Here is a 19,088-nt window from a genome sequence, read left to right as displayed (position 1 = left end):
GTTTCAATCCATTCACGCCTTCCTATTAGTATGTCACGTTTTTATTTTGTTCCAAAAAGACGATCGCCCGCGTCGCCTAACCCCGGTACGATATATCCTTTTTCATTTAATCGCTCATCCATCGCTGCGATGTAGATATCGATTTCAGGATGCGCTTCTGTGAATACTTTCACGCCTTCAGGTGCTGCAATTAGACACATGAAACGGATGTTTTTCGCTCCGCGTTTCTTCAGTGAATTTACAGCTTCGACTGCCGTACCGCCTGTTGCAAGCATCGGATCGACAAGGATGAATTCACGCTCCGCCACGTCAGACGGCAGCTTCACAAAATACTCATGTGGCTGTAGTGTGTCCGGATCCCGGAATAGACCGACGTGTCCAACTTTCGCTGCCGGAATCAATTTCAAAATGCCATCGACCATACCGATACCCGCTCTGAGAATCGGAACGATCCCAAGTTTCTTACCTGCTAACACTTGCGATTTCGACATACAGACAGGTGTCTCTACATCCACTTCCTGTAATGGAAGATCGCGCGTAATTTCGTATGCCATCAGCGTCGCTACTTCATCGACAAGCTCACGGAACTCCTTCGTACCCGTGTTTACGTCACGGATAAACGTTAATTTATGCTGGATGAGCGGATGATCAAATACATGTACTTTCGCCATTGCTAATCGCTCCTTTTCAAAATGTCTTGACCATTATAACAGATGCACGACAGTTCTCGCACCATCCAGAGCGGAAATTGACAGATGTTGTTGAATGATGAATTGTTTGAGGATTTGTTTGTTGGTTTTTTAGTGCGGGTTGCATGGTTTTCGGACAAAACAGATACTTATTTGAGCACCCGTGATTGAATACGGGCGCACGAGGAGCGTTTACGAGCGCGGATGTCGCTTTTACGAGCGCGACGACGATGGTTACGGGCGCACGAATCACTTTTACGAGCGCGACGACGATGGTTACGGGCGCACGAATCACTTTTACGAGCGCGACGACGACGGTTACGGGCGCACGAATCACTTTTACGAGCGCGACGACGACGGTTACGGGCGCACGAATCACTTTTACGAGCGCGGCGACGACGGTTACGGGCGCACGAATCACTTTTACGAGCGCGGCGACGATGGTTACGGGCGCACGAATCACTTTTACGAGCGCGGCGACGATGGTTACGGGCGCACGAATCACTTTTACGAGCGCGGCGACGACGATTATGGGAGCAGAAAGTAAATATACGATCGCGGATAATAGATTTATGGGCGCGGTCATAACTTCTAAAACGAATATTACTCAGTCGCGCGGCATGCTTTTGACAAATTAATCTTGGTTTTTGTATAAAGAGGCAATCAAACGTCGTTAGCAAGCACCCTTTCTAACGGTGCTTACTATAAAAAGCGGTTTTCGCCTTCCCAGTCATCAGTAGTCCAGACTTCTTCAACATTCGTTTTGCTACAGACCGATCATCTATCATGGAAAATGAACGAAATTCCCGATTTGTAATCTTGTTGTCAATCAGACAAAACCAATCGGACAATAATTGGTGATGACTATTAGCACAGACACTCTGACAGACAATACATTTCCATCTTTTCTTTTGCCACTGCATTTTTCCTTCACTACAGTTTTGACAAATCACTCCTGATAAAATTTCTTCTCTGGGAATATTCATCGTTCTGCATAATGGTAAAGGATTGTATTCTTGATGAGCGTTAATCATCTCAACTGCCAGCTTTTTCATTTCAATACGATTAATTAATTCATCACTTACCTTCATATCGTAAAGAATAATAGGGATTTCCTGGGTAAATGCCAGAATGGTATCCATTTGATTCTCGTTATGCAACTCATTTGTGAAAGCCAATGCGACAATACCTTTAATTGGTATGTTAAATCCTCTCTCTTTTAACCACAGTTCCAAGAAAATCTTCTTGCGGTCAAGTTCAGTAATGGGACTGTTAATCACTTTTCTCTCCTCATAATGTTCCTGGATAAATTGTGTAGGATTCGTCTTGACGCGTAAAGTACCTGCTAAATTTTTAACTTCAAAAATCAGAATACGGTCTGGCAAAATCATCACAGAATCCATTTGAAAATAAACGCCGTTTTGAAGCAGACATACATCATGTAGCAACGCTATTGGATAAGATGGACGAAACTCATTTATATGCTTATCAAAATTCAGTTCCCCCGCAAATCCAGCTCTCCTTTTTCTCAGGTCTTCTTCAACTTTAGGATAATAATAATGATTGTTCGGGAGTCTAATAATTAATGACTCCAAACCAACCAACATCAATGGCTTGCTCCGTTTTTTATAGATCATTTTATCACCTCAAGCGCATTGTACCAGTTAACGGTATTTTTGCCGAATCGCCAAATTTCAATTTTGTATCGCGTTGAGGCCAATAGAATCAATAAAACTACTTTTTAAAATTCGATTTTACTATCGTTATAACCGCCATTTTACTACTTTGCCAATTCAACAATTTTTTTCTTTACTAGCGTTTAGCGTTCGAATAAATCGGATACCTAGTCAATCCGGAAACCTTTTAAACAACAGAAGTTATTTCGCGGTGTTCAACTATTTTCGAACGCTCAAAAGTTCGCGCAGAATGCTTTTGACATATTTATCTAGGTTTTACTGTTGGGGAGAACTTTTGCTAGTGAGATTGTTGCGGTTTTCTTGCACGCGATCGACTTTAATGGGCGCGGTGATGACCGTTACGGGCGCGTGACTCACTTTTACGAGCGCGGCGGTGACCGTTACGGGCGCGGTGCACACTTTTACGAGCGCGGCGGTGACCGTTACGGGCGCGGTGCACACTTTTACGAGCGCGAAGCAAAACTCAATCCAACCAAAAAAGCCCCCCACACTCACCAAGAGTGTGGGGGCGCAGCTCATCAATCAAGCATATAAAGGAAACTTATCTGTCAATGCTTTAACACGTGCTGCTGCTTCTGTTTTCGTTGCTTCGTCTTCGTGGTTTTTCAGAAGGTCAGCGATGATGGAACCGATTTCCTTCATTTCTTCTTCTTTGAAGCCGCGTGTTGTGACGGCAGGTGTTCCGATACGGACGCCTGAAGTGACGAATGGGCTTTCCGTGTCGAATGGAATTGTGTTTTTGTTCACTGTGATGCCGACTTCGTCAAGGACGTGTTCTGCGATTTTGCCTGTGATGCCAAGTGACTTCAAGTTGATGAGCAACAAGTGATTGTCCGTTCCGCCTGAAACGATATCAACACCTTCTGCCATCAAACTTTCTGCAAGTGCTTTCGCGTTCTTCTTCACTTGTTGGATATGCGTTTTAAATTCAGGTTTCAATGCTTCGCCGAATGCAACCGCTTTTGCCGCGATCACGTGCATCAACGGACCACCCTGGATACCTGGGAAGATCGACTTGTCGATTTTACGACCGAATTCAGGTGCGAATTCTTCGTTGACAAGAATGAGGCCGCCACGTGGACCGCGCAACGTCTTATGTGTCGTTGATGTAACAAAATGAGCGTATGGAACTGGATTTGGATGCTCGCCAACAGCGACAAGTCCAGCAATATGAGCCATATCCACCATCAAGTATGCACCGACTTCATCCGCGATTTCACGGAACTTCGCGAAGTCGATTGCGCGAGGATATGCACTTGCTCCCGCAACGATTAGCTTCGGCTTATGCTCAAGCGCTTTTTGACGGACATCTTCGTAATCGATGCATTCGTCTTCTTTGCTTACACCGTACTCAACAAAGTTGTAAAGAACTCCCGAGAAGTTCACCGGGCTACCGTGCGTCAAGTGTCCGCCGTGAGAAAGATTCATACCGAGAACTGTATCGCCTGGCTCAAGAACTGTGAAATAGACTGCCATGTTTGCTTGTGCACCGGAGTGCGCTTGAACGTTTGCATACGCTGCGCCAAAGATTTCTTTGACCCGGTCGCGTGCAATGTTTTCAACGACATCGACGTGTTCGCAACCGCCGTAGTAACGCTTACCTGGATAGCCTTCAGCATATTTATTTGTCAAATATGATCCTTGTGCTTCCATGACTGCTTCCGTCACAAAGTTTTCGGATGCAATCAATTCGATATTGGCATTCTGGCGATTCTTCTCTGCCATAATCGCTTCGTATACTGCTGTATCTTCACGTTTCACATTGCTCAAATCCATGTTCTCATTTCCCCTTTTTCTTGTTTTTTATCGTAACCGGACCAAAATATAATCCGATTCCAAGCTACCCTTACGGTAATGAATTCCTGCATTTCATTACAACTTAACTCAATCTTCCACCGGTTGTGTATAAACGGCACGTTCTCCACCAATTAGCTTCGGTCTCGTTGTGGCTACAGTGACGACGGCATCGCCTATCTGTTTAATGGATGTCCGAAGTGGTACGGCGACCTGCTTCAGATGCATACCGATCAACGTCTGGCCGATGTCGATTCCGGCATTGGCACGGACAGCTTCAACGACGACTGCATCATCCAACTGTTCAAAGGCATATGCGGACATCGACCCGCCAGCGTGTACAACCGGTATGACGGAGACGGATTCGAGACCGAATTTCTCAGCCGCTTGCCGCTCAATTGTCAAGGCACGGTTAATGTGCTCGCATCCTTGGAACGCCAGGAAAAGGCCATTCTTTTTTGCAAACGCCTTGAGCGGTCCAAAAAGCGCTTCTGCTACTTCTAGTGCGCCACCTGTACCGATCCGTTTGCCTGCAATTTCAGATGTCGAACAGCCGACAACGAAGAAACTGCCAGGTGCAAATGTCGTCTGATCTTCCATTTCCGCCAGCAATTGTTCCACTTCAAATTTCCAAAGATTCACTACTTCCATTGCCAAGTTCACCTCGCTCCGTTTTCGAGCTCCGTCAATTTGGCGATGCGGCGCTCGTGGCGGCCTCCTTCAAAAGGAGTATCCAGCCATGCTGTCACTATTTCCCGTGCAAGACCAGGTCCGATGACGCGTTCTCCCATTGCAAGGATATTCGAGTCGTTATGCCCTCTTGTCGCCTTCGCACTGAAGACATCGTGCACAAGCGCACAGCGAATTCCATCTACCTTGTTCGCAGCGATGGACATGCCAATACCTGTCCCGCAGATGAGGATTCCTTTATCGAATTCACCGTTTGCAACACCCTTTGAAACAGGGAGCGCATAGTCGGGATAATCGACGGATTCGTTGGAGTCCGGACCGAAATCTGTATAGTCCAATCCTAATTCTGCCAATAGATTCATGATTTCATGGCGTAAATTGTTACCACCATGGTCAGAAGAGATTGCGATTTTCATTGCTGCACCTCTTTTCTTAATTTACTCACAACTAATTCTACCATTGTTCCACAAAAAAACACAGTCCCGGCTTTCCTATTTCGGGCTGTGAAATGATTCCACGGAATGCGGTCAGGCGCCAATTTATATCTCAGCATCCTTCACATTATTCCGTGGATAAATGTCTATTTTAGTTCATGATTACGAACGGTCAAACTGGCTGATCACTTTGTATAGATCTTCCGACTGGTGCTTTAACTGACTCGCCATCGCATCCGTCTGTTCGATTGAACGTACTTGTTCTTCCGTTGCCGCGCGCACTTCTTCCGCACCGGCAGACGTCTCTTCTGCAATCGCCGCCACTTCTTGTGACTGTCTTGCTGTCGTTTCAATATTCGCAAGCTGGTTCTCCACAAGTTGTGAAATCTTCACGACAGAATCCGCCATACCATTCACTTTTTCGGACATCGACTGAACGTTTGTACTCGTCGCATCAGCCCGGTCCGCTTCCATGGACGCCGTTTCCACCTGTTCTTCAATTTCTTTTACAACTTTCGATACATCAGACTGGATCATTTTCACAAGTTCATCGATGCTGTGGACCGCTTTTGCACTTTCATCCGCAAGCACACGTACTTCTTCCGCTACCACGGCGAAACCTTTACCGTGTTCGCCTGCGCGCGCCGCTTCGATCGATGCGTTCAGCGCCAGCAAGTTTGTCTGCCCCGCGATATTGCCGACGAGCTGAACGATGTTGCCGATTTTCTGCGCATTTTGGTTAAGCGTGCGGATTGTGCCAAGTGACTGCTCGCTTTGATTGGACATGTCCCGGATTCCTTCGACAAGCGAACGGAATACATCGGTCATTCGCCCCAGTTCGTCGAGCATCTCCTTCGATTGGACGGAAGAATCTTCTGCATGCGTACTCACTTCAGCAGCAAGCATCCGGACGTCTTCAATCGCTTCGGCTGTTTCCTGGATTGCCATCGCAGAAGCTTCTGCACCTGAAGAGATTTCCATGATCGTCGTCGCAACCGATTCCGCCTGTGAAGCAGCAGAGCTTGTCTCAACAGAAAGCTGATCGACAGTGACAGCCGTCTTTTCAAAGTTCGTCTCGATTTCCTGAACGATAGTCCGCAAATTGACAACGAGTTTCTGGAATGCTTCCGCAACTGAACGGATTTCGTCCGATGACTTTGGCAAAACAATTTCCGTACCGATTTTACCGTCTGCCACTTCAATTGCCGCAAGCTCCAGTTGTTGTAACGGCTTCGTCAATATCGTGCTGAACATAGCCGCCAAAATCGCTGACCACATAATCCCCATCGCGTATGTCAGAATTTCAAATATGAAAGGCTTCACATTCGGGAAAAATTCAGGACCTATGTAATTAATGAAAAACGCGCTCGTCGAATACGTGACGACCGCTAATATCGTGACAAACAAAACGAGTTTCATGCGTAATCCGAATTTCTTCTTGCTCATACTCCATCCTCCATTAGCTTCATCTTCAATCGCTCTATTAAGCTTTCCAATTCGTTGAAGGTCTTTCCATACGTCGTTAGATTGCCGCCATACGGATCCTGCACATCCCCGCCAACAGCAGGTAACGCATACTCCTTCAATGTAAACGTCTTCTCAGCCACAGAAGGGAATAAATGTAGCAACAGCATCTTATGCGAAGACGTCATCGTCAACACAAGATCCGCCCATTCCAATCCTTCCTCCGTGACCGCTGTTGAAACTGGGGTGTACGGCATGTCCGACTGTTCAATAAGCGTCAACGCATTCTCAGAAATCGGTAATCCGTCAACCGTGCTCACTCCAGCGGATCTGACAACGACACCTTCTATCGCCTTTGAGCGAAGAATCGCTTCAGCCATAGGACTTCGACACGTATTTCCAGTGCAAATAAAATAAATGTTCATACTATATCACCTACCTATAGGATACCTGATAACCGTGAATAAAGAAACAGAAATTTTCAACGAAACCATGACAATACTCCCATCGTTAGTAAAGCTAGCCCTGACAGTTTGCGAAGAAACTTTCCATTACGCGGGCTGATCCGCCTTCCGTAATACAAAGCAACGCATGAAAAGAATAACGCCAACAAGCCCGATGCGAAGATGAATAGCATTTTATTCAACTGGAGCATGCCAAAAGATACACTCACGGAAAACGTATCCAGACTTACCGCCAGCGCAATGAGGGTAGGATGGAGTTGCCTCGTCAGTTCGGCATCATTACCGTCTTGCTGCAGCAGCATATGCAGGCCAATTAACGCGAGAAGAATGCCCGAAAGCAGTTGGCTCCACGCCGAAAAAATGCCAACCGTCCAGTCCCCCATAATAAACCCGAGAAACGGGAATGCCATATTGAGCACCATTGTCCATAACGCAAGCACTAACCGGCCTTTGCGCAACCTCATTAATGAATAGACGATGATCACATCAATCGTCGTAATACCCGCTGCAATTATTTCCACCAATCGAATCGACCTCCCTACTACTGCATCTGTCCATCTTATGCAGCCGTACGAGAGGTCATTCCAGGAGAAAGTCTATCGATTGATCGTCAATTAAAGACTGAAACGTTTTCCATCCGCCGCCTTATTCAACCGGTTCATAACCGCTTCACCGACACCGCCGAGATCGGTTTCAGTCGCAAGGATGATGTCTGCATCCGTCTGATCACATTGACGGATTGCGTGATACAGATTGGCAGCCATCGCATTCTGGTCGTGGATCGGACCGATTGGGAAATACCAGTCCGCTTCAGCAGGAACGAACTCGTCAGGACCGATGACAGCTACTTTTTTTCCATCTGCATGCAATATCGCGATTGCTTCACTGATGATTGATTCATCCAACTCAATGACAAACAGCGGGGATTCAGGCGCATAATGCGCATATTTCATACCCGGCGCACGCGGTGCCTCTTCACCAGGCGTCTTACTTTCCGCATTCACAGGGCCGATAATGCTTTCAATCATTTCACGCGTCATGCCGCCCGGACGTAAAATCGTCGGTGGAACGGTCGTCATATCGAGCACAGTCGACTCCACACCAACACCTGTCCGGCCGCCATCTACAATGAGCGGAATGCGTCCTTGCAAATCCGCGTAGACATGATTCGCTTCAGTCGGACTCGGCTTACCACTGCGGTTTGCACTCGGCGCAGCAAGTGGCGCACCCAGCTCTTTCAGTAACCTGAGCGCTACCGGATGATCAGGCATTCGAATGCCGACCGTCTGGAATCCAGGCGTAACATTTTCCGCAATGACTCCAGCGCGTTTATGGAAAACAAGCGTCAACGGCCCCGGCCAGCACGCTTCCATCAATTTGTTCGCAACTTCCGGTATATCGACCGCATACTTGTCAACTTCTTCTTTTGTCCCAATATGTACGATAAGCGGATTATCGGATGGGCGGCCTTTCGCTTCAAAGATCCGTTGAACGGCCTGCTCATCCGTCGCAAGGGCGCCAAGTCCGTAAACGGTCTCCGTCGGAAAAGCGACGACGCCGCCTTTTTTCAAGATATCTACAGCCTGTTGATAACTAACTATGTTATCCATATGGTTATCCACTGAAAAAATTTCAGTTTCCACGAATAAAACCCCCATTTATGCACATTTTCTCTCACTTATCCACATGCCTAGTGGATAACTTCACGCAAACCATGATTTTATCCACTCCCAAACGAAGAATGTCACCTTTTCATCTTCCACCGGTGTTTCTTCTATCTTATCAACAGTCTTGTCTGGGAAACAGACTCTCGGAAACAATCCACACCACCAGTTATCCCCACGACCGCTGCCAATCGTCAGAATATAGGCGTCATATGGTGCTTGAGGCGTGATGACAAAACCAGATCGCTTCGCCGGAAACAGTGCGGCTTTACGTTCAAATTGGACTTCCTGGTCACCTGCCATTGTTTGTGCAATGCTTAAAATCGTCGATTCAACGTTTTTCAAGTTATTCACAATATCAGATTTTGATTCTGCCTGATTGACGGCACTGTTGATAAGCGGTGCAATTTCTCGTTGGATCGCTTCTTTCAATTTCTGGTCCGCCGTCGTATTGGAATGGGCAAGTACCCTGAATCTAATTTCTGCTTCCTGCTCTATTGGTCGATCCATCAATAACAGAAGTGCAGACTGAATAATGAACAGCACGAGTACAAACTCGACGATTGCCATCCCTTTTCTCATCCGCTCGCTTACTTTTCTATCACGTATCGTAATTTCATAGTCTTGTATCATCCCGATCGCCTCCTGACCTCATTGTCGCCAGGGTTTACGGGATTTATTCACGAATCTCACAAAATATCATTCGATCTTTACCATTTATATCTTGATTGATAGAAACGCTCGCTTCCGGAAATGCTTTTTTGAACAAATCCGCGACAGCCTGCCCTTGCAAATAACCGATTTCAAGGCCAATCAGTCCGGGTTTATTCATTAATGAAGGTAGTTCTTCCGCCAATCTCTTATAAAAGAAAAGCCCATCGTCCTCTGCGAACAATGCGCTATGCGGCTCGAAATCGAGAACGGTTTTAGACATTTCCGTGGACTCGCTGACATCGATATACGGAGGGTTCGAAAGCACAATATCCCACTTTTCCTCCGCAATCGGTGCAGTCAAATCACCTAACCTGAAATCGACGTCGACACCATTGTTCACCGCATTCCGTCTTGCCGTCCTCAGTGCCGCTTCACTGTAATCCGTTGCGGTCACAATCGCTTCAGACCGTTCTTTTTTGAAGGCAATCGCGATCGCGCCGCTGCCGGTACCAATATCCGCCACGCGGCATTCTTTTTTTAGATTGCGGCTCCGTTCAAGTGCGCCGTATACAAGCTCCTCTGTTTCAGGCCTCGGGATGAGTACATGTTCATTCACTTCGAAGGACAGTCCGTAAAACATTTCAGTGCCGATAATATGCTGAACAGGTTTTCCTGTCAGCAGTTCTTCGGTTTTATCCCAGAAGGCGTTCTGTTGTTCAGGTGCTAGCGGTTCGCGCAAATCCGCTAGCAGTGCCGCCCCGGATTTATTCGTAACATGTTCCATTAATAGATACGCGGCGTGGCTGTCCAAGTCTTTTGATTCGAGAAGCGATTTGGCTTTATGGAGCGCTTCATAAATTTTCTCAGTCATTTTGATCTAAACTTTCTAACCGCCTCGCCTGATCTTCAAGAATGAGCGCGTCGATGACTTCGTCAAGCTTGCCTTCAATAATCTGGTCGAGTTTTTGGATTGTTAGTCCAATACGGTGATCCGTCACACGGTTTTGCGGGAAGTTGTATGTGCGAATCCGTTCAGAACGGTCGCCTGTGCCGACTGCGGATTTTCGTTTTTCATCGTATTCTGCTTGTGCTTCCTGCATGAATTTATCATAGACACGGGCACGCAAAACTTTCATCGCTTTTTCTTTGTTTTTGATTTGCGATTTTTCATCCTGACAGGAAACAGTGATGCCTGTCGGTAAATGCGTCAATCGGACAGCAGACATCGTCGTATTGACGGATTGTCCGCCTGGACCAGATGATGCGAATGTATCGGTTCGTACGTCTTTGTCATGGATTTGGATTTCCACTTCTTCCGCTTCCGGTAGAACAGCGACCGTCGCCGTAGACGTATGGATCCGTCCGCCAGATTCCGTTTCAGGTACTCGTTGTACGCGGTGTGCCCCGTTTTCATATTTCAGCTTGGAATACGCGCCTCTTCCGCTAATCATGAAAATGATTTCCTTGAAGCCGCCAAGTTCTGTCGGTGAACTGTCCATCACTTCCACGCGCCAATGGTTCACTTCCGCAAAACGGCTATACATCCGGTACAGACTGCCCGCGAATAACGCAGCCTCGTCGCCGCCTGCCGCCCCACGGACTTCCATAATCACGTTCTTATCGTCATTCGGATCTTTCGGCACAAGTAATAGCTTGAGTTTTGCTTCAAGCTCTTCAATCCGATCGTCCAACTCGGCGATTTCCATTTTCACTAGCTCTTTCATCTCATCATCAAGCGGTTCATCCAGCATTTGTTTCGCGCTGTCATATTGCGCTGTTACATCTTTATAGTCACGGTACGCATCGACCGTATCTTGTAAATCGGACTGCTCTTTCGAATACGTCCGCAACTTCGTCATATCACTCACAATTTCCGGATCGCTCAGCATTTCATTCAAACGATCATATCGATCCTCAACGGCTTGCAGCCTCTCAAACATAGTCAGTACACCTCTTATTTTTCAGTCTGTTTAGTATGTTTATTGTACGGTAACGAAGCGGTGAAATACAGTAATTTCTTCTAGCGGTGGGAGGGGCGGGAGGTTTTTAGCAAGTTTATCGACTAGATATGGGCGCAGACACACTCGTTACGGGCGCGCATTCGACTTTTACGGGCGCGGAGACACTGGTTATGGGCGCGCATTCGACTTTTACGGGCGCAGAGACACTGGTTATGGGCGCGCATTCGACTTTTATGAGCGCAGAGACACTGGTTACGAGCGCGCATTCGACTTTTACGGGCGCAGAGACACTGGTTATGGGCGCGCATTCGACTTTTATGAGCGCAGAGACACTGGTTATGGGCGCGCATTCGACTTTTATGAGCGCAGAGACACTGGTTACGGACGCGCATTCGACTTTTACGGGCGCAGAGACACTGGTTATGGGCGCGCATTCGACTTTTATGAGCGCAGAGACACTGGTTACGAGCGCGCATTCGACTTTTACGGGCGCAGAGACACTGGTTACGGGCGCGGCCAATCCACTCGTCCTCCCACTCATCATTCCGCGCCGAATGATCTTGACATATTAATGTTGGTTTTTAGCACTTCATTATTCATCTCACAAGACTGTCTTTGAATTTGTTTGCCGTTCTGATTTCAACCGTCAAAAAGTTATCGGCGACAACGGTTTTTATAATGAATGGGACGTCGTTTGTGTTTTGAAACCTGAAATCCAATCCACCATACGAAACCGTTGCGTCCCGTCCTTTGGGCACATACCCGATGTCCAAGGAATGATGATGACGCTCAACATATTTCACCGGAATTTTGTCAACCGCATTGAACATTGTCGACGACGTTTGGCAAATTCCTCCGCCAATCCCCATGACGAGTTCTTTGTTCACAATTTCAGGCGCTGGCTGATAGCCGTTCTCTTCACTTCTCGGACCGACAACTGTGTTGAATGAAAAATAATCACCGCTGCCAACGATTACATTATTAATCGCTAGTGCAGAAAGTTCGATATTTCTGTTCCTACCGCTATCTGCTTGATTAAAATATGTTGTATAGGAAGCGATTAATGCTTCTTCGATATAAAGAATATCATCTGGATTATAACCACTTTCGACTATTTCAATCGGTAGTTCCACTGTGCCGCCAGTCGCTGAAGATTCCAGGATCAGCTCCACTAGTCGACGCTCTTTCAAGAGAACTAAAGGAGATCCTTTTAGAATGTCACCTCGATCGTCCACCCGATCTAAAACCATTCTCTTGTCGTATCCAGCTTTGTCCTCATTCCCCCTTGCCAGTTCTCTAGCTAGTTGTTCCAATTTCACTCGATAGGCTTCAGTGTTGTCCTCAAATCTGAACTCGTTTGGCGTAATTATATGTACCGTTTCCATCGTACGTGAATCGACAATTTCTACAACAATCGGTTCCATTTCAGATAAGTCCACCGGGATATCGATAGCTGATTCAAACGACTCTTCATCTTTAGGATTCAATGGACTTTCCACACTCTCCGTAACTTGTTCACTTACCGGTTGTTTTTGGCATGCCGATACACCAATTGTGCCCAGTAGGATAAAAATACAAATGCCTTTATTCAACATAATCTCCTGCCTTTATGAAGTTCTCTTCAGACATTCATAGTATTCGGAGATGATTGGGAATGTACCGTCTAGCCAATTAAAAAAGACAATATGGAGGTTGTCCATACTGTCTGTCTTCTGTTATTTAGCGATTACATTTGCTGTGATGCCGGTCGGTACTTCATGGTGTGTACGGCAACGGGCTTCGTATGCTTCCGATGCACCTACAAGGATGATCGGATCTTCAGAGCCTGCCGGTTTACCGTTTATTAACCGCTGCGTGCGGCTTGCGGGTGATCCACAAACGATGCAGACGGCTTGCAGCTTTGTAACGTTTTCAGCAATGGCCAACAGTCGTGGCATTGGTCCGAATGGTTCGCCGCGGAAATCCTGATCGAGTCCAGCAACGATTACCCGAAAACCGCGATCCGCCAATTCCATGACAACATCTACAATTCCTTCGTCAAAAAATTGCGCTTCGTCAATGGCGATAATATCATAATCATCTTTTACGAACTGCTCAATTTGTGTCGATTCCGCTACTGGTGTCGCAATCACTGTCGTTCCATTATGGCTGACAACCGCTTCTTCACTATATCGATCGTCAATTTCGGGTTTAAACACAGCAATTTTCTGTTTCGCAAACTGCGCGCGCCGAACTCTCCGAATCAATTCCTCGGATTTTCCTGAAAACATACTGCCACAAATGACTTCTACCCAACCGCCCTGCATTGATACGTACATGTCGGATCCCCTTTCGCTTACATGCTTTATATGTACTTTCATCTGTCTTAACGTGAATGTCTATCATACAACAAAACGGGTTGGAATGGACGTCTTTTATTTCTTGTCAATTTATGTTATGTGATTGTCATTCCAACCTTTTCAAAGCAATTAAAAAACCCGCCTAGCGCAATGCCGGCGGGTTGGAAAATTCTTATTTTTCGTCTTCTTGAACTTCTTCTTTGATGCCATATTTCTTGTTGAAGCGGTCGATACGTCCGTCCGCTGCAGCGAATTTTTGGCGTCCAGTGTAGAATGGGTGACATTCATTACATACTTCTACGCGAATGTCCTCTTTAACGGAACCTGTTTCGAATGTGTTACCACATGAACAAGTAACAGTAGCTACTTTGTAATTAGGATGAATTCCTGCTCTCATCGGTCTCTCTCCTCTCGCCCTGAACCATCTGGAACAGAGTATAATTTAAAGGTCTTGAATAAGACTGATGCCTTACACGGTCCGTATATGTCAACCGTATATGCAGCAAATTGTCGAAACCTTACTCAATTAGTATACCAAGGTAACACCCAATATGCAATTCTTTTGTTTGCCTTTATTTTTACAGAAGTCCCTTGCCGTTACGATGCGCTTTCATTTCATCATTAAGCTTTACAAAGAATTCCTCATTGGTTTTAGACTGTCTGAGCTTTTTCAGGAAACGTTCGCCGAAATCGGACGAATCTGAGAATGTTTTACGGATTGCCCACAACTTTTCAAGCTGTTCTTTTGGAATTAAAAGCTCTTCTTTACGCGTACCGGAGCGACGAATGTCGAGTGCAGGGAAGATTCGGCGTTCTGCCAGGCTGCGGTCAAGATGTAATTCCATATTGCCTGTACCTTTGAATTCCTCATAAATGACTTCATCCATCCGGGATCCTGTGTCAATCAAAGCAGTAGCTAAAATTGTCAAGCTACCGCCTTCTTCGAGATTACGTGCAGCACCGAAGAAGCGCTTTGGTCGATGGAATGCAGCCGGGTCAATTCCCCCAGAAAGCGTACGTCCACTTGGCGGGATGACTAAGTTATACGCACGTGCAAGTCGTGTAATTGAATCCATAAGAATGACAACGTCGCGTTTATGCTCGACGAGTCGCATCGCACGTTCAAGAACAAGTTCAGCCACTTTCACGTGGTTTTCCGGTACTTCATCGAACGTGGAACTGACGACATCGGCTTTGACGGAACGTTCAATATCCGTCACTTCTTCAGGTCGTTCATCAATTAACAGCACAATCAGTTCCGCATCAGGATGATTCGTCGTAATCGAATTGGCAATCTCTTTTAACAACATCGTCTTACCGGCTTTAGGTGGTGCAACAATTAATCCACGCTGTCCGAAACCGACTGGCGATACTAAATCCATAATTCGTGTCGATAAATGTTCAGGTCCTGTTTCAAGACGGATATGACGGTCTGGATAGAGCGGCGTCAGGCCTGGGAAGTGGACACGTTCGCGTGCAACTTCAGGGTTTTCACCATTGACCGCTTCTACTTGAAGCAGTCCGTAATAACGTTCGTTCTCTTTTGGCGGACGCACTTTCCCTGTTACTTTATCGCCGTTCCGCAAGTCGAATCGACGGATTTGGGATGCAGAAATATAGATATCTTCTGAGCTCGGTGAGTAGTTAATAGGACGAAGGAATCCATATCCCTCCGATTGGATGATTTCAAGCACACCTTCCATGAAGAAGAAACCTTCCTGTTCAGCTCTCGACTTTAAGATCGCGAAGATCAGTTCTTTTTTTGACAGTTTGCTGTAATAAGTGATTTTATACTCTTTAGCGAGCTCGTACAGCTCTTTGAGATTCATATTTTCCAAACTGGCGATTGTTAGTATTGACATGTCTTAATAAGCACCACTCTTTATTTGATTTTAATTGATGAGGTTGTGTTGAGTTACGGGTAGATGAAGCCATGATTAGAAGTTTGCCCGGCAAAAGCCGGGCATTGGGGCAATCTATTTTATTACTTTGTAATCCACTTAGTATCATCTAGCTGTTTAAGCACCGTATGCTTTTGGTTCGTGCATCCAAACCGGTGCCCTACGCTTTTGTTTCAATCCAGCTTCAGGCGCCAGATGCTCGGGTCATAAGTCGGCCTGGCTGTGCGGCAAAGGGCGCCGCTTCGCCATTCCGTCTTATGCCTGTCGCATCTAACCGGCGCCTTCCGCTTTTTAGTTTTCCATTACTAAGTTTGGTTTTTTCTTCATGCTGTGTCTGCCTTCTACGAATCGGATTGTGCCGGATTTGGAGCGCATGACGAGTGAGTGGGTTTCGCTGTAGCCGCCTTTGAATTGAACGCCGCGAAGGAGTTCTCCGTCTGTTACGCCTGTCGCTGCGAAGATGGCGTCGTCGCCTTTGACGAGGTCGTTCATGTATAAGACTTTGTTGACGTCTAAGCCCATTTTCTCACAACGGATACGTTCTTCATCGTTTGACGGTACGAGTCTACCTTGAATTTCTCCACCGAGGCATTTCAGTCCAACTGCCGCGATGACGCCTTCAGGTGCTCCGCCCAGTCCGAAGAGGATGTCGACACCTGTATCGTCGAATGCCGTGTTAATAGCCGCTGCTACATCACCGTCATTGATGAGTTTGATGCGCGCGCCTGCAGCACGGATTTCTTCAATGATTGCAGCATGACGTTCACGGTTAAGAACAGTTGCCACAACTTCATCGATCGCTTTGTTTTTCGCTTTGGCAACCGCATGAAGGTTCTCTGTCACAGTAGCGTCGATGCTGATTTTGCCGACTGCTTCAGGTCCTACAGCGATTTTGTCCATGTACATGTCCGGTGCATTGAGCAGGTTGCCTTTGTCAGCAATCGCAATAACCGCAAGTGCGTTCCATCCGCCTGATGCGACGATGTTCGTGCCTTCAAGTGGATCGACCGCTACGTCAACTTCAGGTCCGTGCCCTGTTCCGAGTTCTTCACCGATATAAAGCATCGGTGCTTCATCCATTTCACCTTCGCCGATTACAACAACACCTTGCATCGGAATCGTGTCGAATACAGTACGCATCGCTGTCGTCGCGGCATCATCCGCTTCGTTTTTCAAACCGCGTCCCATCCAACGTGAAGCCGATACTGCTGCTGCTTCCGTAACACGTACTAATTCCATCGATAAACTGCGTTCCATTATGATTGTTCCTCCCGTTATACGCTAAGAATTTCAAGCCGTATGATTTGTCATTGAACAGTATAGCACAATTGTGCGGGCTGTAATTCCCATTTATTCACTAATAACCGCTTTTTCCGAAATCGATTCTTTTCGAATATCCGCACCTATACCTCTAAGTTTCTCGATCAAATTGCTGTACCCACGTTCAATATGGACGATTTCCTGAATTTCCGTTTCACCTTCTGCGATTAAACCAGCAATCACAAGTGCCGCTCCCGCCCGCAAATCTGAGGTGCGAACAGTCGCTCCTTCAAGCGGTGTCGGTCCGGACAGCAATACGGATGATCCTTCCACTTTGCCGTCCGCATTCATTCTGCGCAATTCGTCAATCTGCTTAAACCGAGCCGAATAGATTGTATCGGAAATGACGGACGAGCCGTTCGCTTGTGTGAGCAAAACGGAAAACGGCTGCTGTAAGTCTGTCGGAAAACCCGGATAGACAAGAGTTTTCACATCGACTGCTAACAGGTTCTTCGTTTTTGGAATAAAGATCTGCTCTTCTCGCTCCTCCACTTTCACACCCATTTCACGCAATTTCGCTGTGAGTGCTTCGACGTGGAACGGAATGACATTATCAATCGTAATACCGTCTCCCGCTGCTGCAGCCATAATCATGAAAGTGCCTGCTTCAATGCGGTCAGGGATAATCGTATGCTTTGTACCGTGCAGTTTTTCCACGCCTTCGATACGGATGACATTCGTACCGGCACCTTTGATGTTCGCACCCATATTCGTAAGCAATGTCGCAACATCAATAATCTCCGGTTCTTTCGCCGCGTTCTCGATAATTGTTCTGCCTGTCGCGCGAACAGCAGCAAGCATAATATTTATCGTTGCGCCGACACTAACGACATCCAGATAGATTTTAGCGCCTTTTAGTTCATCTGCACGCAAATAGATTGCGCCGTGTTCATTCGTCACTTTTGCGCCTAGTGCTTCGAAGCCTTTAATGTGCTGGTCAATTGGACGTGGACCCAAGTGGCAGCCACCCGGAAGCCCGATTGCCGCATGTTTGAAACGCCCTAACATCGCGCCCATCATATAATAAGAGGCTCTCAGTTTTTTCACATTGCCGTTTGGAAGTGGCATGGCAATCATTTCCGTTGGGTCAATCGTCATTTTCCCGTTCGCAAATTCCACTTTCCCTCCGATATCTTCAAGCAGTGCCTGAAGAGTATGGACATCTGAAATTTCAGGCAGTCCTTCGATTGTTACGGGTGAGTCTGCCAAGATGGATGCCGGGATCAACGCGACGGCACTATTTTTAGCGCCGCTCACTTTTATTGTTCCTTGTAAAGGTTTTCCGCCTTTAATTTTATAAACGTCCATTTCAGTCTCCTTTAGTGCCTATCACTTAGTTTCTCTTGCTTCCCAATCTGCCAGGAATTGTTCGATTCCTTTATCCGTCAAAGGATGTTTAAATAATTGCGTAAGCACATTAAATGGTGTTGTTGCGATATGAGCACCTGCAAGTGCAGCGTCTGTAATATGTTGCGGGCTGCGAATTGAAGCAGCAATAATTTCCGTGTCCATGTCGTGAATCATGAAGATATCCGCAATCGTTGCGATGAGTTGCATGCCGTCCTGGCCAATATCATCCAGTCTGCCGAGAAAAGGGGATACGTATGTGGCGCCTGCGCGTGCAGCTAGCAAGGCTTGGTTAGCACTGAAAATGAGGGTTACGTTCGTCTTGATGCCTTCTTGGGAAAATACGGAGCAGGCTTTCAACCCTTCTGGCGTCATCGGTAGTTTCACCGTAATATTCGGTGCGATTTTCGCTAGTTCACGGCCTTCTTTAATCATGCCTTCCGCATCGAGTGCGATGACTTCTGCGCTGACAGATCCCGGAACAAGTGCCGTAATTTCGCGGAGTCTATCGTGGAAAGATATATTCTCTTTTGCTACAAGTGATGGATTTGTCGTAACGCCGGACAGGATTCCCCAGCTGTGTGCTTCTTTAATCTCTTCAAAGTTTGCTGTATCGATAAAAAATTTCATTGGTTAGTTTCCTCCTTCATGAATGGAAAAGAAGGAGAAG

The 19,088-nt window shown here is 46.6% G+C and carries 21 protein-coding genes; 2 read left to right on the top strand and 19 right to left on the bottom strand.

Annotation, left to right across the window (positions count from 1 at the left end; all coding sequences use genetic code 11):
- Positions 1 to 41: 41 nt before the first annotated feature.
- The gene (gene upp, locus QWT69_RS02425) at positions 42 to 671 is read right to left on the bottom strand and encodes a uracil phosphoribosyltransferase (protein WP_317968630.1); all 630 of its coding nucleotides are present in this window, start codon (positions 669 to 671) and stop codon (positions 42 to 44) included.
- A 185-nt stretch (positions 672 to 856) separates the two neighbouring features.
- On the opposite strand from upp, the gene QWT69_RS02420 reads away from it, so the two are divergent.
- Positions 857 to 1,327 carry a hypothetical protein gene (locus tag QWT69_RS02420; protein ID WP_317968628.1) on the top strand — a complete coding sequence of 157 codons (471 nt, stop codon included), beginning with the start codon at positions 857 to 859 and terminating at the stop codon, positions 1,325 to 1,327.
- A gap of 51 nt (positions 1,328 to 1,378) precedes the next feature.
- Here QWT69_RS02420 and QWT69_RS02415 read toward each other — a convergent pair whose 3' ends face one another.
- The 11 genes from QWT69_RS02415 to prfA form a co-directional block, all read right to left on the bottom strand.
- Positions 1,379 to 2,326 (bottom strand): nuclease-related domain-containing protein, encoded by a 948-nt coding sequence (locus QWT69_RS02415; protein WP_317968626.1) that lies wholly within the window; start codon positions 2,324 to 2,326, stop codon positions 1,379 to 1,381.
- Between the two features lie 582 nt (positions 2,327 to 2,908).
- Positions 2,909 to 4,162, bottom strand: a complete 1,254-nt coding sequence (glyA, locus tag QWT69_RS02410; RefSeq protein WP_317968624.1) for a serine hydroxymethyltransferase — start codon at positions 4,160 to 4,162, stop codon at positions 2,909 to 2,911.
- Positions 4,163 to 4,270: 108 nt separating this feature from the next.
- A complete protein-coding gene (locus QWT69_RS02405) occupies positions 4,271 to 4,831 on the bottom strand; it encodes a TIGR01440 family protein (protein WP_317968622.1) in 561 nt (186 codons plus the stop codon).
- An 8-nt stretch (positions 4,832 to 4,839) separates the two neighbouring features.
- Positions 4,840 to 5,286: a ribose 5-phosphate isomerase B gene (gene rpiB / locus QWT69_RS02400; RefSeq protein ID WP_317968620.1), complete on the bottom strand. Its 447-nt coding sequence runs from the start codon at positions 5,284 to 5,286 to the stop codon at positions 4,840 to 4,842.
- Between the two features lie 180 nt (positions 5,287 to 5,466).
- A complete protein-coding gene (locus tag QWT69_RS02395; protein WP_317968618.1) occupies positions 5,467 to 6,750 on the bottom strand; it encodes a methyl-accepting chemotaxis protein in 1,284 nt (427 codons plus the stop codon).
- Positions 6,747 to 7,148 (bottom strand): low molecular weight protein arginine phosphatase, encoded by a 402-nt coding sequence (locus QWT69_RS02390; RefSeq protein WP_317968616.1) that lies wholly within the window; start codon positions 7,146 to 7,148, stop codon positions 6,747 to 6,749. Before QWT69_RS02390 ends, QWT69_RS02395 begins: the two co-directional genes overlap by 4 nt.
- 101 nt (positions 7,149 to 7,249) lie before the next feature.
- The gene (locus QWT69_RS02385) at positions 7,250 to 7,753 is read right to left on the bottom strand and encodes a manganese efflux pump MntP (protein ID WP_317970861.1); all 504 of its coding nucleotides are present in this window, start codon (positions 7,751 to 7,753) and stop codon (positions 7,250 to 7,252) included.
- Positions 7,754 to 7,846: 93 nt separating this feature from the next.
- The gene (locus tag QWT69_RS02380) at positions 7,847 to 8,875 is read right to left on the bottom strand and encodes an L-threonylcarbamoyladenylate synthase (protein WP_317968614.1); all 1,029 of its coding nucleotides are present in this window, start codon (positions 8,873 to 8,875) and stop codon (positions 7,847 to 7,849) included.
- A gap of 60 nt (positions 8,876 to 8,935) precedes the next feature.
- A complete protein-coding gene (locus QWT69_RS02375) occupies positions 8,936 to 9,529 on the bottom strand; it encodes a stage II sporulation protein R (protein WP_317968612.1) in 594 nt (197 codons plus the stop codon).
- Positions 9,530 to 9,572: 43 nt separating this feature from the next.
- Positions 9,573 to 10,421, bottom strand: a complete 849-nt coding sequence (prmC, locus tag QWT69_RS02370) for a peptide chain release factor N(5)-glutamine methyltransferase (protein WP_317968610.1) — start codon at positions 10,419 to 10,421, stop codon at positions 9,573 to 9,575.
- Positions 10,414 to 11,490, bottom strand: a complete 1,077-nt coding sequence (gene prfA / locus QWT69_RS02365) for a peptide chain release factor 1 (protein WP_317968608.1) — start codon at positions 11,488 to 11,490, stop codon at positions 10,414 to 10,416. Before prfA ends, prmC begins: the two co-directional genes overlap by 8 nt.
- Before the next feature lie 128 nt (positions 11,491 to 11,618).
- On the opposite strand from prfA, the gene QWT69_RS02360 reads away from it, so the two are divergent.
- Positions 11,619 to 12,083 carry a hypothetical protein gene (locus QWT69_RS02360; RefSeq protein WP_317968606.1) on the top strand — a complete coding sequence of 155 codons (465 nt, stop codon included), beginning with the start codon at positions 11,619 to 11,621 and terminating at the stop codon, positions 12,081 to 12,083.
- A 24-nt stretch (positions 12,084 to 12,107) separates the two neighbouring features.
- On the opposite strand, the gene QWT69_RS02355 is transcribed toward QWT69_RS02360, so the two are convergent.
- The 7 genes from QWT69_RS02355 to fsa form a co-directional block, all read right to left on the bottom strand.
- Positions 12,108 to 13,106, bottom strand: coding sequence for a VanW family protein (locus QWT69_RS02355; RefSeq protein ID WP_317968604.1), 999 nt, complete (start codon positions 13,104 to 13,106; stop codon positions 12,108 to 12,110).
- 120 nt (positions 13,107 to 13,226) lie between these two features.
- The gene (locus QWT69_RS02350; protein ID WP_317968602.1) at positions 13,227 to 13,829 is read right to left on the bottom strand and encodes a thymidine kinase; all 603 of its coding nucleotides are present in this window, start codon (positions 13,827 to 13,829) and stop codon (positions 13,227 to 13,229) included.
- A gap of 193 nt (positions 13,830 to 14,022) precedes the next feature.
- Positions 14,023 to 14,247: a 50S ribosomal protein L31 gene (gene rpmE / locus QWT69_RS02345; RefSeq protein ID WP_317968600.1), complete on the bottom strand. Its 225-nt coding sequence runs from the start codon at positions 14,245 to 14,247 to the stop codon at positions 14,023 to 14,025.
- A gap of 181 nt (positions 14,248 to 14,428) precedes the next feature.
- Positions 14,429 to 15,712: a transcription termination factor Rho gene (gene rho, locus QWT69_RS02340; RefSeq protein WP_317968598.1), complete on the bottom strand. Its 1,284-nt coding sequence runs from the start codon at positions 15,710 to 15,712 to the stop codon at positions 14,429 to 14,431.
- Between the two features lie 330 nt (positions 15,713 to 16,042).
- Positions 16,043 to 17,008, bottom strand: coding sequence for a class II fructose-bisphosphatase (gene glpX / locus QWT69_RS02335; RefSeq protein ID WP_317968596.1), 966 nt, complete (start codon positions 17,006 to 17,008; stop codon positions 16,043 to 16,045).
- Positions 17,009 to 17,101: 93 nt separating this feature from the next.
- Positions 17,102 to 18,379: a UDP-N-acetylglucosamine 1-carboxyvinyltransferase gene (gene murA / locus QWT69_RS02330; RefSeq protein WP_317968594.1), complete on the bottom strand. Its 1,278-nt coding sequence runs from the start codon at positions 18,377 to 18,379 to the stop codon at positions 17,102 to 17,104.
- Between the two features lie 21 nt (positions 18,380 to 18,400).
- The gene (gene fsa / locus QWT69_RS02325) at positions 18,401 to 19,048 is read right to left on the bottom strand and encodes a fructose-6-phosphate aldolase (protein ID WP_317968592.1); all 648 of its coding nucleotides are present in this window, start codon (positions 19,046 to 19,048) and stop codon (positions 18,401 to 18,403) included.
- Between the last annotated feature and the right edge of the window lie 40 nt (positions 19,049 to 19,088).

Source organism: Sporosarcina oncorhynchi, from assembly GCF_033304615.1.
Lineage (GTDB): Bacteria > Bacillota > Bacilli > Bacillales_A > Planococcaceae > Sporosarcina > Sporosarcina oncorhynchi.
The sequence above is the reverse complement of the archived record's forward strand: the minus strand, read 5'-3'. Positions and strand labels throughout refer to the sequence as shown.

Coding starts and splice junctions, on each gene's coding strand:
- upp (WP_317968630.1), bottom strand. CDS start 671: ATGGCGAAAGTACATGTATTTGATCATCCGCTCATCCAGCATAAATTA.
- QWT69_RS02415 (WP_317968626.1), bottom strand. CDS start 2,326: ATGATCTATAAAAAACGGAGCAAGCCATTGATGTTGGTTGGTTTGGAG.
- glyA (WP_317968624.1), bottom strand. CDS start 4,162: ATGGATTTGAGCAATGTGAAACGTGAAGATACAGCAGTATACGAAGCG.
- QWT69_RS02405 (WP_317968622.1), bottom strand. CDS start 4,831: ATGGAAGTAGTGAATCTTTGGAAATTTGAAGTGGAACAATTGCTGGCG.
- rpiB (WP_317968620.1), bottom strand. CDS start 5,286: ATGAAAATCGCAATCTCTTCTGACCATGGTGGTAACAATTTACGCCAT.
- QWT69_RS02395 (WP_317968618.1), bottom strand. CDS start 6,750: ATGAGCAAGAAGAAATTCGGATTACGCATGAAACTCGTTTTGTTTGTC.
- QWT69_RS02390 (WP_317968616.1), bottom strand. CDS start 7,148: ATGGCTGAAGCGATTCTTCGCTCAAAGGCGATAGAAGGTGTCGTTGTC.
- QWT69_RS02375 (WP_317968612.1), bottom strand. CDS start 9,529: ATGATACAAGACTATGAAATTACGATACGTGATAGAAAAGTAAGCGAG.
- prmC (WP_317968610.1), bottom strand. CDS start 10,421: ATGACTGAGAAAATTTATGAAGCGCTCCATAAAGCCAAATCGCTTCTC.
- prfA (WP_317968608.1), bottom strand. CDS start 11,490: ATGTTTGAGAGGCTGCAAGCCGTTGAGGATCGATATGATCGTTTGAAT.
- QWT69_RS02360 (WP_317968606.1), top strand. CDS start 11,619: ATGGGCGCAGACACACTCGTTACGGGCGCGCATTCGACTTTTACGGGC.
- QWT69_RS02355 (WP_317968604.1), bottom strand. CDS start 13,106: ATGTTGAATAAAGGCATTTGTATTTTTATCCTACTGGGCACAATTGGT.
- QWT69_RS02350 (WP_317968602.1), bottom strand. CDS start 13,829: ATGTACGTATCAATGCAGGGCGGTTGGGTAGAAGTCATTTGTGGCAGT.
- rpmE (WP_317968600.1), bottom strand. CDS start 14,247: ATGAGAGCAGGAATTCATCCTAATTACAAAGTAGCTACTGTTACTTGT.
- rho (WP_317968598.1), bottom strand. CDS start 15,712: ATGTCAATACTAACAATCGCCAGTTTGGAAAATATGAATCTCAAAGAG.
- glpX (WP_317968596.1), bottom strand. CDS start 17,008: ATGGAACGCAGTTTATCGATGGAATTAGTACGTGTTACGGAAGCAGCA.
- murA (WP_317968594.1), bottom strand. CDS start 18,379: ATGGACGTTTATAAAATTAAAGGCGGAAAACCTTTACAAGGAACAATA.
- fsa (WP_317968592.1), bottom strand. CDS start 19,048: ATGAAATTTTTTATCGATACAGCAAACTTTGAAGAGATTAAAGAAGCA.